Annotated in this window: 13 protein-coding genes; 7 read left to right on the forward strand and 6 right to left on the reverse strand. The window is 40.5% G+C overall.

The annotated features are described in order from the left end of the window. From HMPREF2619_RS05425 to HMPREF2619_RS05440, 4 genes are all read right to left on the reverse strand, one after another. The coding region (locus HMPREF2619_RS05425; RefSeq protein WP_070459775.1) for an ABC transporter permease at positions 1-1,656 on the reverse strand (1,656 nt) is incomplete at its 3' end. A 1-nt stretch (position 1,657) separates the two neighbouring features. Continuing rightward, the gene (locus HMPREF2619_RS05430; protein WP_070459777.1) at positions 1,658-2,416 is read right to left on the reverse strand and encodes an ABC transporter ATP-binding protein; all 759 of its coding nucleotides are present in this window, start codon (positions 2,414-2,416) and stop codon (positions 1,658-1,660) included. Positions 2,417-2,743: 327 nt separating this feature from the next. Then, positions 2,744-3,718, reverse strand: a complete 975-nt coding sequence (locus HMPREF2619_RS05435; RefSeq protein WP_070459780.1) for a sensor histidine kinase — start codon at positions 3,716-3,718, stop codon at positions 2,744-2,746. Then, positions 3,711-4,388, reverse strand: coding sequence for a response regulator transcription factor (locus tag HMPREF2619_RS05440; RefSeq protein WP_004251237.1), 678 nt, complete (start codon positions 4,386-4,388; stop codon positions 3,711-3,713). The genes HMPREF2619_RS05435 and HMPREF2619_RS05440 overlap by 8 nt, the downstream gene beginning before the upstream one ends. Before the next feature lie 95 nt (positions 4,389-4,483). On the opposite strand from HMPREF2619_RS05440, the gene HMPREF2619_RS05445 reads away from it, so the two are divergent. Together HMPREF2619_RS05445 and HMPREF2619_RS05450 are read left to right on the forward strand one after the other, a co-directional pair. Continuing rightward, entirely contained in the window at positions 4,484-5,560 is a 1,077-nt protein-coding gene (locus HMPREF2619_RS05445) for a DUF2974 domain-containing protein (protein WP_070459783.1), read from the forward strand. A 103-nt stretch (positions 5,561-5,663) separates the two neighbouring features. After that, the gene (locus HMPREF2619_RS05450; RefSeq protein ID WP_060955487.1) at positions 5,664-6,293 is read left to right on the forward strand and encodes an MBL fold metallo-hydrolase; all 630 of its coding nucleotides are present in this window, start codon (positions 5,664-5,666) and stop codon (positions 6,291-6,293) included. A 38-nt stretch (positions 6,294-6,331) separates the two neighbouring features. On the opposite strand, the gene HMPREF2619_RS05455 is transcribed toward HMPREF2619_RS05450, so the two are convergent. Continuing rightward, positions 6,332-8,224, reverse strand: a complete 1,893-nt coding sequence (locus tag HMPREF2619_RS05455; RefSeq protein WP_070459786.1) for a M13 family metallopeptidase — start codon at positions 8,222-8,224, stop codon at positions 6,332-6,334. 180 nt (positions 8,225-8,404) lie between these two features. Between HMPREF2619_RS05455 and HMPREF2619_RS05460 the strand changes: the two genes are divergently transcribed. From HMPREF2619_RS05460 to HMPREF2619_RS05480, 5 genes are all read left to right on the forward strand, one after another. Next, the gene (locus HMPREF2619_RS05460) at positions 8,405-9,127 is read left to right on the forward strand and encodes a metal ABC transporter ATP-binding protein (protein WP_006148892.1); all 723 of its coding nucleotides are present in this window, start codon (positions 8,405-8,407) and stop codon (positions 9,125-9,127) included. Further along, complete coding sequence (locus tag HMPREF2619_RS05465) at positions 9,124-9,972, forward strand: metal ABC transporter permease (protein ID WP_006148893.1); 849 nt, start codon at positions 9,124-9,126, stop codon at positions 9,970-9,972. The genes HMPREF2619_RS05460 and HMPREF2619_RS05465 overlap by 4 nt, the downstream gene beginning before the upstream one ends. Positions 9,973-10,003: 31 nt before the next feature. Next, positions 10,004-10,933 (forward strand): metal ABC transporter substrate-binding protein, encoded by a 930-nt coding sequence (locus HMPREF2619_RS05470; protein ID WP_070459788.1) that lies wholly within the window; start codon positions 10,004-10,006, stop codon positions 10,931-10,933. A gap of 119 nt (positions 10,934-11,052) precedes the next feature. After that, entirely contained in the window at positions 11,053-11,547 is a 495-nt protein-coding gene (gene tpx / locus HMPREF2619_RS05475) for a thiol peroxidase (protein WP_070459791.1), read from the forward strand. A gap of 89 nt (positions 11,548-11,636) precedes the next feature. Then, positions 11,637-12,287, forward strand: a complete 651-nt coding sequence (locus HMPREF2619_RS05480; RefSeq protein ID WP_070459794.1) for a metal-dependent transcriptional regulator — start codon at positions 11,637-11,639, stop codon at positions 12,285-12,287. A gap of 43 nt (positions 12,288-12,330) precedes the next feature. On the opposite strand, the gene dtd is transcribed toward HMPREF2619_RS05480, so the two are convergent. Continuing rightward, on the reverse strand, positions 12,331-12,774 hold the full coding sequence (dtd, locus tag HMPREF2619_RS05485; RefSeq protein WP_070459797.1) for a D-aminoacyl-tRNA deacylase: 444 nt from the start codon (positions 12,772-12,774) through the stop codon (positions 12,331-12,333).

Raw genomic sequence — 12,774 nt, forward strand, 5'->3', positions numbered from 1 at the left:
TATCATAAAGATGATAGAGAGGAAAATACCGATAAAGAGAATTCCACCAAAGAGAGCGTTCATTTCAGCAATTGCATCAGTTTTAGTAGTTCCATTATAAACCATAGCATCTTCACTCTTGAGATTATGACTAAAATTGTTCACATACGCATCAAAATCATCAGTTAGCTTTAACTGTTCCTCTTGACTAGCAGTTACATCCATACCACCGTAGAACTGAGTGTATACGGCAGAATCCTGATACTGTTCCAAAAAGCTTTGAAGATTTGGTACAACTAGATAGTTATAATCCGATACCAAGAGAACATATTGATTTGAAACATGATTCATAGCAAAATCCTGCTGGATTGCTTCCTTGATCGTATAGTTCTGATTGTTCAGACTAAATGCTTTCTGTCCTTTAAGTTGGTCATTTCGAGCCCATAGCCCTACTTCATTTCCAGTGAGATTCAATTTCTGACCAGTCATCTTTTCGTAATCTTTTTGGTCGAAAACTAAGAAGACTGTCTTGGGCATAACACTATTTTGCCCTTTTTCAAAGATGGTTAATTTGGTCCCGTCTTGACTAGAAAGACCGAAACTTGCATAACTGAGGACGTCCTTATTGCTGATGGTTAGGTTCTTTTCGCTAGCGTATTGAGTCAAAAGCTTGTCTAAATCCTCAACTTCTACATTTTGTCCCTTAACATCAAAATCGTGAGGATACATGAGTTTTTTCATATTCTCAGATCCGTTGTAGATACTAGTAGCTGCAGACATAGTAACCAAAACCATGGTTGAAAGGATGGCAATGGTTGCTAATCCGACAGCATTTTTCTTCATACGGAAGATAAGGTTAGAAACAGAGATGAGGTTATTTGGTTGGTAGTAATATCTCTTGTTTTTCTTGAGCAACTGCAAGAAAACTGTAATACCTGCATTGAATAGGAGGTAGGTTGCAAAAATGACCAGCATAACGGCTATGAAGAAAGTTAAGACCGCTGAAACTGGATCTTTTACGCTTTGTGCTAGGTAGTAGCCACCACCTAGAGTAATTAGCCCTACAAGTGTCTGAAGAACTAGGAAACGCCCCTTCTTCTCACCTTTTGCTTTTTCACGAGAGAGTTGCAGAGCATCCATACGGATAATGCGTACAGCGTTCAAGAAAACGATGACTAAAAAGATAAAACCGAATACCAGAAGGATTGAAAGTACTACGGACCATTGGAAGGTGGCTACCAGCTCTACCTTCATCTTTGCAAGTTTGAGCAGTAAAGCGAAAATCAGATTATCAAAGAGGGCACCAATTCCAATACCAGCAGTGACTGTTAGTAGCCCAAATATCAAGAGTTCCTTAAAGGTCATACCAATTAAATGGCGCTTTTCTAGTCCCAACATACCATAGACACCCAGTTCTTTTGAGCGATTTTTCATGACAAAACTGTTGGCATAAAGCACGATAATGGCAGATGCAAGTGTCACAACGACAAGCCCTAGTTGTAGGGTAAATTGAATAGCAGATGCACCACGTAAATCCACAATTTTAGGATTAAAGGCTAGGGAGTAAAAGAGATAGCTGATAGTGACTGCCAAAATGACAGACAAAGCAAACGGATAATAGAGTTTGCGGTTTTTAATTAAGTTGGATATGGCCAACTTATTGGTTAATCGAAACATACTAGTTCACCTCACTTGCCATAACAGTCAAGGTGTCAGAGATTTCTTGGAACATCTGACGATCCGTCTTTTCACCACGATAGATTTGATTATAGAGAATACCGTCCTTGATGAAAAGAACACGTTTTGCACGGCTAGCAGCTGCTGTTGAGTGGGTCACCATGAGAATGGTTTGTCCTTGTTCATTGATCTGATCAAAGATATCAAGGAGGGCTGCAGATGATTTAGAGTCTAGGGCACCTGTTGGCTCGTCCGCAAGAAGAATTTCTGGTTCTGTGATGATAGCCCGTGCAACTGCAACCCGTTGTTTTTGCCCTCCAGAGATTTCATAAGGATACTTCTCCTGCAATTGATTGATGCCAAGATTTTCGGCCGTCACGACCAATTTTTTCATCATTTCTGTAATAGGCTTTCTAGACAATACCAAAGGGAGTAAGATATTGTCTTTAACAGAAAGCGTATCTAACAAATTGAAGTCTTGGAAGACAAAACCTAACTTTTCACGACGGAAGCTTGATGCTTCAGTATTTTTAATGGTAGCTGTGTCAGTTCCGTTTAGGAAGACCTGCCCACGCGTTGGCTTGTCAAGCATAGCAAGAATATTGAGTAGGGTTGATTTACCAGAACCAGACTCACCCATGATAGCAACGTAGTCGCCTTTTTCAACGGTAAAGTGAATATCTTTCAGGGCTTCTACTTGGTTGCCTTGAAAGCGAGTTTTATAAATCTTTTGAACGTGTTTTACATCTAATAGTGTCATTTTAACTTCTCCTTTTTAATATCCCATTAATTGAAACTGAGCTTGCATCATTTCGATGCCAAGCTGAACTCGCTCGATATCCTTTGGACTCGGCTTACTTGTTTGTTTCTTTTGTAAAATTGTTTTCATGGTTTCTCTCCTTTTTCTTTATGCTCTAAGTTTACTCCAAAAAAAGATGGCTTGCCATAACATAACCTTACAAAAGAGGCCTTTAATCTTACATTTTTGTAAGATTACATTTTTTATCTAATTGAAGCCGTTTTTCTCACCATATCAAGGTCTAAAGAAGAGCTTGAAAGGTTTCTTCCAAGCTCTTCACAATTCTTTTCATTCAATCAGTAAATTCACTTCAGAGAACTTAATCCTCACAGTTGTTCCTTGCCCAAGCTCGGATTCTATTTGAATTTGATGTCCTAATTCTTGGCTGATTTTCTGGGTTAGATAGAGCCCAAGTCCAGATGACTGCTGGGTCATTCGACCATTATATCCTGAAAATCCACGTTCAAAGACTCGCAACCGATCACTATTTTTGATACCAATCCCAGTATCTTTAATGCAAAGTTCCTGACCTTCCATGTAGATTTCAATTCCACCTACATTTGTGTACTTGAGGCTATTTGAAAGGATTTGTTCAATAACTACCAACAGCCATTTTTTATCCGTCACAATGCTCCTGTCTAAGTCATGCAGATTAATACTTAGACCTTTCTGGATAAAGAAAAGGGCATATTTGCGAATGACTTCCTTGACCAAATCTTCTATATTTTCTTTCTTCAACACCAAATCATCATGGAAGCTTTCTAAGCGTAGATATTGGAGTACGAGATTGGTATAGGAATCAATCTTAAAAATTTCCTGCTCCAACTGTTGTTTCAGTTGGCGATCTGCCACCTCACTTACAAGGAGTTTACTGGCTGCAATTGGTGTTTTTATCTGATGCACCCAGAGAGTATAGTAGTCCACCAAATCATTATAGCGGTTTTCAGCATCTGATTTCTTTTGATAGAGTTCAGATTCACTTTTCTCTAATTTTTCAGTTAGAAGGACTTCCATTGGTGACTTAGCTTTTCTTTCGCCATAGAGCAATTCCTTACGATAACGTTGCAATTCTATCAAGAAATCATAGACCAAAAACAAAAATGTCAAAAATGTAGATAGAAAGAAGAAATAGTTAAAGTAGGGCACTTGACTAACAAATAGGACATCAAAAAGAAAGATGAGACCCGTCAATAACAGAATAAAAGCAAAAAAACGGCTACGCGAACGGATATAAGCTAGAAAAAAACTTTTAAGTTCAAGCATGTTTCAATCCGTACCCTATCCCTTTCTTAGTTTCGATAAAACCAATCAAACCTTCTTCCTCCAATTTCTTACGCAAACGAGCGACATTAACAGACAAGGTATTGTCGTCGATAAAAAAGTCGCTATTCCAGAGTTCCCGCATCAAATCATCACGCGCTACGATATTTCCCGCATGTTCAAATAAAACCCGCAAAATCTGAAATTCATTCTTTGTTAAACTGATAGGTTTTCCATTGACATGCACATCCATAGACTTGGTATTGAGAATAACTCCAGCATACTCTAGGAGACTTTCATCCCTTCCAAACTCATAGGAACGACGCAACAACCCCTGTACCTTAGCTAACAGTACCTGCTGGTCAAAAGGCTTGGTCACAAAATCATCTGCCCCCATATTAATAGCCATAACGATGTCCATAGCCTGGTCTCTTGATGACAGAAACATAATAGGAACTTTGGAAATCTTGCGAATCTCCTGGCACCAGTGATAACCATTAAAGAGAGGCAAGCCGATATCCATGAGAACCAGATGAGGTTGAGATTGAACAAATAGTGTCAGAACTTCCATAAAGTCTTCTACCATAACTACTTCAAAACCCCATTCGGAGAGCATTTTCCCAACTTGCTGACGAATAACTGGATCATCTTCTACTAGTAAAATCTTGTGCATCTGCTCCTCCTTTTTCTATATTATAGCAAAATTCTTCTCACTACTAGCGAAATTGATGTAAATCTGATATGATAAAAGTTAAGAAAGGAATTCTCATGGCCAATATTTTTGACTACCTAACTGACGTTCAATACGATTCTTTTTATGATATTCCCTTAAATGAACTAGATATACTTGCCTTGACAGAGCTGACCTATCTTTCTTTTGATAATCTATTGGACCAGCCTGTCAATCGTTTAAGCGATGTTGCAACACGTGTCCCTCGAGAAAGTACCATGTTGACCAATAAAGAACGACTTCAGCTCCTCGATCAGTTATCCCAACACAAACGTTTTAAAAATAGCAAACTTTCTAATTTTGTCAACGAGGTCGACACAGAACTTCAAAAGCAGTTCGCTGCTATGACCTATCGTCTGAACCTAGATACTTATCTCATTGTCTTTCGTGGCACAGACGACAGTATTATTGGCTGGAAGGAAGATTTCCATATGACTTACATGAAGGAAATCCCTGCCCAAAGGCACGCTCTTGAATACCTAGAGGATTTCTTTACCCAACATCCAAAACAAAAAGTCATGCTTGCTGGACATTCTAAAGGTGGGAATCTAGCCATCTATGCTGCTAGTCAAATCCAACCTGAATTGCAGGAAAAGATATCTGCGATTTATACCTACGATGCCCCTGGTTTGCAGGCTCATCTGACTGAAACCACTGGTTATCAAGATGTTATTCCAAAAATTCGCCGCTATGTCCCACAGGGATCTGTCATTGGCATGATGCTAGAAGTCCCTGATACACCTATCGTCGTCAAGTCTACAGCTCTCGGCGGTATCGCCCAACACAGTACCTTTAGTTGGCTGACAGAGGGACACCACTTTGTCCAACTAGAGGCCATCAGTAGCGAAAGTCTCCAAATCAAAGACACTCTCAAAGAATGGGTGGATAGTGTGCCCGATGAAGAACTAGAACTCTACTTTGATCTCTTCTTTGGTACCATTCTAGAATCTGGAATCAGCTCCATTAATGAACTGTCTTCTAAAAATGCTATTGACCATGTTCGACAACTTGTTTCTCAAGCTCAGACTCTAGAGCCTGAGCAAGTTGAAATCTTAAAAAATCTGACACAACTCCTGCTGGATGCTCGTTTCCATGCCTGGAAAAATCATTTTTAATCAAGAACAAGGTCTCTTCTCTGAAGGGACTTTTTTATTGATTTCTTATTTTATTCTTCTGTGTTATACTAGTAGGAGTAAATGCTTTGAAAGAGGAAATCCTATGAAAATCCACAAAACTGTGAACCCTGTTGCCTATGAAAATACTTATTATCTTGAAGGAGACCAACACCTGATTGTTGTTGATCCGGGTAACCATTGGGAGGCTATTCGCAAGACTATCGAGACCATCAATAAACCAGTCTGCGCTATCCTCTTGACCCATACCCACTACGACCATATTATGAGTCTAGACTTGGTCAGAGATACTTTCGGAAATCCTCCCGTATATGTGGCAGAAAGCGAAGCTGCTTGGCTCTTTACTCCTGTCGACAATCTTTCTGGCCTTCCTCGACACGACGATATGGCGGATGTCATCTGCAAACCGGCTGAACACACCTTTGTCTTTCATGAAGAATACCAGATTGAGGAGTTCCGCTTCACTGTATTACCAACTCCAGGCCACTCTATCGGAGGAGTTTCATTTGTTTTTCCAGATGGGCACTTGGTCTTAACGGGTGATGCCCTTTTCCGAGAAACCATTGGTCGAACAGATTTGCCAACTGGTAGTATGGAACAACTCCTTCATAGTATCCAAACCCAGCTCTTTACTCTCCCAAACTACGATGTCTATCCAGGGCACGGACCTGCTACTACCATCGCTCACGAAAAAACCTTTAATCCATTTTTCTAAAACATAAAAACCAAGGACAATCATCCTTGGTTTTTGTATTACCAAATAATCACACGGTCCTCTGGTGAACGCCACATGCCGTCGCCTTCTTTGACATCATAGGTTGTAAAGAAGTCATCAAAGTTTGGCACTTGGATGTTAACACGGAGTTTAGCTGGGGCGTGCACATCAACGCTAGCCATCAGTTTCATCAACTCTGGACGGCCTTTCATTCGCCAAATACGCGCAAAGTTATGGAAGAATTCTTCAGCTGAGAAGTCTGGCTCTCTCTTAGCAGCTTCTAGCGCTGCAGCGATTCCTCCTAGGTCAGCAACATTTTCTGATACGGTCAATTTACCGTTAATCGTTGCGCCGTAAGATTCTTGGCCGTCAAACTGGTCGATAACCTTCTGAGTTTTCTCTTTGAAGGCTGCATAGTCGCTCTCAGTCCACCAATCCTTGAGGCTACCATTTTCATCAAAGGAAGCTCCATTAGTATCAAAGGCGTGAGAAATTTCATGGGCGATAACTGCACCGATCCCACCGTAGTTAGCAGAAGATGACTGATGCAAATCATAGAATGGCGCCTGTAAAATAGCAGCTGGGAAGACAATCAAGTTCTTTTGTGGATTGTAGTAGGCATTGACCATATGAGCAGGCATTCCCCACTCCTTGTAGTCAACCGGCTGATTCCACTTGCTCCAGCTGTGCTTGATTTCCACAAGCGCAAAGGCTAGGGCATTCTCAAAGAGGCTAGCAGATTCATCCACTACCTTATCCTTATAGCGAGCTGGCAATTCTTCTGGATAACCGATATAAGGCTTGATGACATTGAGTTTGACAATGGCTTTTTCTCGTGTTTCAGGAGTTAGCCAGTCATTTTTTGCCAAACGTTCCTTATAAACGTCAATCATGGTCGCGACTTTTTTCTCTACGTCTGCCTTGGCTTCTGGAGAGAATTTTTCGTGGGCATACCAAAGGCCGAGGGCTTGTTTAAATGGTCCTTGCGCTAAGTGGTAAGCAGCCTTGCGCTTGTCTTGGGCTTCTGGAACTCCTGAAAGGGCACGTCCATAAGCACCTGACAAGACACGAATCTCATCTGTCAAATAGTTCGTTGAAAGATTGACTACACCCAAAATCAAGCTTGCCTTGAGCAAAGGCCAAGTTTCCTCACTATAAAATTGCTCTGCTGCTTGCCAGAAACGCTCTTCATCTACGATGACTTTGTCAGGTACTTGCCCAATCACTGCTTGGAAAAAGTCATCCAATGGAAGGGCAGGCGCAAATTTTTTGAAATCTTCATAAGAGTATGGATGGTAGAGTTTGGCGTATTCTGAACTCTCTTCGTTTGAAAGGACGACAGCTGCGATGCGACGGTCCAATTCCAATCGTTTCTCTAGCAAATCTTCGATTTCTTCATCTGAGAAGTTATAGGCTTTGAGGAGATTACCAGTACTTTCTTTCCAAAGGTTCAATAATTCCTCACGCTGTGGATGGTCTTCCGCGTAGTAGGTTGTATCTGGCAAGATTGTTCCTGGAGCACTAGCCCAAAGAACATTGATTCTAGCATCCATAAAGTCTGGTGATACTCCAAATGGAAGGAAGTTTGGTTTGCCAGCTAGCTCAAATTCAGCCAATTTACTTGCAAAATCCGCAAAACTTTTCAAATCTTGGTATTCCTTAAGCAAAGGAAGGACTGGTTTGATTCCATCTGCTTCTCGTTTGTCAAAATCTCTGACCATACTATGGTACTTGACAAAGTTTGCCAAGATAGCATCTTCTGGCACATCTTCACCTGCCAACCATTTGTCGGTTGTCGTTAGCATCAACTCTTCAATTTCTTCGTCAAGGTCGATAAAACCACCTGTTCTCGATTTATCAGCTGGAATGACGGCAGTTTTTTCCCACTCACCATTTATAGCATCATAAAAATCATCTTGATAACGTGTCATCTTGTTCTCGCTTTCCTATTTTCACTTATTCCTAGCTTAGCAAAAATCCCTGGGGAATGCAATTAAAAATGCCGCCTCCTCCTATTTGATTTCATCATTAATATTTTAAATTTTTACCAAAATTAACTTGACTTAAAAATAAAATTAAGGTATATTAAAATCCAGGAGGAATACAACTATATGATACGTATCGAAAACCTCAGTGTCTCCTACAAAGAAACGTTGGCACTAAAGGATATTTCACTAGTGCTCCAAGGACCAACGATTACCGGAATCATCGGTCCAAACGGCGCTGGGAAATCAACATTATTAAAAGGTATGCTGGGAATTATCCCACATCAAGGTCAGGCATTTCTCGATGACAAGGAAGTTAAAAAATCCTTACATCGAGTTGCCTATGTCGAGCAAAAAATTCATATTGACTACAACTTTCCCATCAAGGTCAAGGAATGCGTCTCGTTAGGACTATTTCCCTCTATTCCTCTCTTTCGAAGTTTAAATGCTAAACATTGGAAGAAAGTGCAAGAGGCCCTTGAAATCGTCGACCTAGCTGACTACGCTGAACGTCAAATCAGTCAACTGTCTGGAGGTCAGTTCCAGCGGGTCTTGATTGCCAGATGTTTGGTGCAGGAAGCCGACTATATCCTCTTAGATGAACCCTTTGTTGGGATTGACTCAGTCAGTGAGGAAATCATCATGAATACGCTGAGAGATCTGAAAAAAGCTGGGAAGACGGTTCTCATCGTCCACCACGACCTCAGCAAGGTTCCCAACTACTTCGATCAAGTCTTGCTTGTCAATCGAGAAGTGATTGCTTTTGGTCCGACCAAAGAAACCTTTACCCAAGCCAATCTCAAAGAAGCTTACGGTAATCGACTCTTTTTCAATGGAGGTGACCTATGATTGCAGAATTTATCGATGGATTGCAAAAATTCCATTTCTTACAAAATGCCTTGATAACAGCTATTGTTATCGGGGTCGTAGCTGGAGCTGTAGGATGTTTCATCATTCTACGTGGGATGTCACTCATGGGAGATGCCATTTCACATGCTGTCTTACCAGGTGTAGCCCTCTCCTTCATCTTGGGCATTGACTTCTTTATCGGAGCCATTGTCTTTGGACTGCTAGCTGCTATCATCATTACCTACATCAAGGGAAACTCGATTGTCAAAAGCGATACCGCCATCGGCATTACCTTTTCTTCTTTCTTAGCCCTCGGTATCATCTTGATTAGTGTCGCTAAAAGTTCAACTGACCTTTTCCATATCCTTTTTGGTAATATTCTTGCTGTTCAAGATACAGATATGTTTATTACTATGGGTGTAGGGGCAGCCATTCTCTTGTTAATCTGGATTTTCTTCAAGCAACTCTTGATAACGTCCTTTGATGAACTCTTGGCTAAAGCCATGGGAATGCCTGTCAATTTCTATCACTACTTACTCATGGTACTCCTAACTCTCGTGTCTGTGACAGCCATGCAAAGTGTCGGAACTATCCTGATTGTAGCCATGCTGATTACCCCAGCTGCAACTGCTTATCTGTATGCTAATAGCCTGAAAAGTATGATTTTCCTTTCCTCAACCTTTGGAGCTACAGCTTCAGTTTTGGGACTCTTTATCGGCTATAGCTTTAACGTTGCGGCAGGTTCTAGTATCGTGCTTACAGCTGCTAGTTTCTTTCTCATTAGCTTCTTTATCGCTCCAAAACAACGATATTTGAAACTGAAAAATAAACATTTGTTAAAATAAGGGGCAAAGCCCCAATAAATTGGAGGATCTAATGAAAAAATTAGGTACATTACTCGTTCTCTTTCTTTCCGTCATTGCTCTTGTAGCATGTGCTAGTGGAAAAAAAGATGCAGCTTCTGGTCAAAAACTAAAAGTTGTTGCCACAAACTCAATCATCGCTGATATTACTAAAAATATTGCTGGTGACAAGATTGATCTTCACAGTATCGTTCCTGTTGGTCAAGACCCACACGAATACGAACCACTACCTGAAGACGTCAAGAAAACTTCTCAAGCTGATTTGATTTTCTATAACGGTATCAACCTTGAAACAGGTGGAAATGCTTGGTTTACAAAATTGGTAGAAAATGCCAAGAAAACTGAAAACAAAGACTACTTTGCAGTCAGCGAAGGCGTTGATGTTATCTACCTTGAAGGTCAAAACGAAAAAGGCAAAGAAGACCCACACGCTTGGCTCAACCTTGAAAATGGGATCATCTTTGCTAAAAACATCGCAAAACAATTGAGCGCTAAAGACCCTAGCAACAAAGAATTTTACGAAAAAAATCTCAAAGAATATACTGATAAGCTAGACAAACTTGACAAGGAAGCTAAAGCTAAATTCGACAATATTCCTGCTGAGAAAAAACTCATCGTAACCAGTGAAGGATGCTTCAAATACTTCTCTAAAGCCTACGGTGTCCCAAGTGCCTATATTTGGGAAATCAATACTGAAGAAGAAGGAACTCCTGACCAAATCAAGACCTTGGTTGAAAAACTTCGCCAAATGAAAGTCCCATCACTATTTGTTGAGTCCAGTGTCGATGATCGTCCAATGAAGACTGTTTCAAAAGACACAAACATCCCAATCTATGCTCAAATCTTTACGGACTCAATCGCTGAAGAAGGTAAAGAAGGCGATAGCTATTACAACATGATGAAATACAACCTTGACAAGATTGCTGAAGGTTTAGCTAAATAATCATTTTAAAAACGTCAGTCACCTTGAATTGGCGTTTTTTTTGATTCAAAATCCGGTCAAATTATTGGAAGAGTCTGAACATTTAATGTAAAATGAAAGAAAAAAGATTGGAGTAGCTTATGACTACATTCCTTGGAAACCCTGTTACGTTTACAGGAAAACAACTACAAGTGGGCGACAAGGCACTTGATTTCTCTCTCACAACGACTGACCTCTCTAAAAAAACACTGGCTGACTTTGAAGGCAAGAAAAAAATCTTGAGTGTCATCCCTTCTATCGATACAGGCATCTGCTCACTTCAGACTCGTCGCTTTAACCAAGAGTTGGCAAATTTGGATAACACTGTTGTCCTAACGGTATCTATGGACCTTCCATTTGCCCAAAAACGTTGGTGTGGTGCTGAAGGTATTGAAAATGCCATCATGCTCTCAGACTATTTCGACCATTCCTTTGGACGTGATTATGCCCTCTTAATCAATGAATGGCATCTGCTTGCTCGCGCAGTCTTTGTCTTTGATGCTGACAATATTATCCGTTATGTCGAGTATGTGGACAATATCAATTCCGAGCCAAACTTTGAAGCAGCCATTGAAGCAGCAAAGTCGCTTGACTAAAAGAAAGCCCACTTGTAACAAGACAGAAAGCTAGAGAAATCTAGCTTTTTTTGGTATACTAGATAGAGATAATAACCAAGGAAATGCGAATGACACCAAATAAAGAAGATTACTTAAAATGTATTTATGAGATTGGCATGGAAGTTCCTAAGATTACCAACAAGGAAATCGCTGCTCGGATGCAGGTATCACCTCCTGCGGTAACTGAGATGATCAAGCGCATGCAATCCGAAAACCTTATATTAAAAAATAAAGAAAATGGCTATATACTAACGGATATTGGTTTAAAGCTGGTCTCTGAGCTTTATCGTAAGCATCGACTGATAGAGGTCTTTCTAGTTCACCATCTAGACTATACCAGCAATCAGATTCACGATGAGGCTGAGGTATTAGAGCATACAGTTTCAGACCTTTTTGTGGAGAGACTGGAGAGTATGTTAGGCTTTCCAAAGACCTGTCCCCATGGAGGAACCATTCCTGCTAAGGGTGAGCTTCTAGTCGAGGTTAATAACCTGCCACTTTCTGATATCAAAGAAGTAGGAAACTACCTTCTGACAAGAGTTCATGATAGCTTTGAAATCCTCCAATATTTGGAAAAACATGCCATCCATATTGGAGAACAACTCCAAGTCAAGCAGTTCGATGGCTTCTCTAATACCTTTACTCTGATTCACAACAATGAAGAACTTCAAGTCAGCCTCGAAATCGCCAAACAACTCTATGTTGAAAAAATGAACTAAAGTCTTTATCAGCAAAAAACCAAGCTAGCGGGCTTGGTTTTTCTTATCTATTTTTGGTATCAAGGATGATGGTTACTGGACCATCATTGACCAGTTCCACCTGCATATCTGCTCCGAAAATACCTGTTTTCACAGGAACTTCCTTGGCTAGTTCTCGGTTAAAATCTTGATAGAAAGCCTCTGCAACATCAGGCTTAGCAGCACCTGTAAAAGCTGGGCGATTCCCTTTTTTAGTATCGGCAAAAAGAGTGAATTGAGAGATGGAGAGTATTTCTCCTTGGATATCCTTGACTGATAAATTCATCTTGCCTTCGGTATCTGAAAAGATACGCATATTGACAAGTTTTCTCACTGCATAATCCAAATCTTCTTTTTGATCCTCAGGGTCAACACCAACTAGGAGTAATAATCCCTGCTGGATTTGTCCATATACCTGACCTTCAATGCTAACTTGGGCTTTTTTGACCCTCTGAATAATGATTTTCAT

It is taken from the genome of Streptococcus sp. HMSC074B11, from assembly GCF_001808705.1.
GTDB lineage: Bacteria > Bacillota > Bacilli > Lactobacillales > Streptococcaceae > Streptococcus.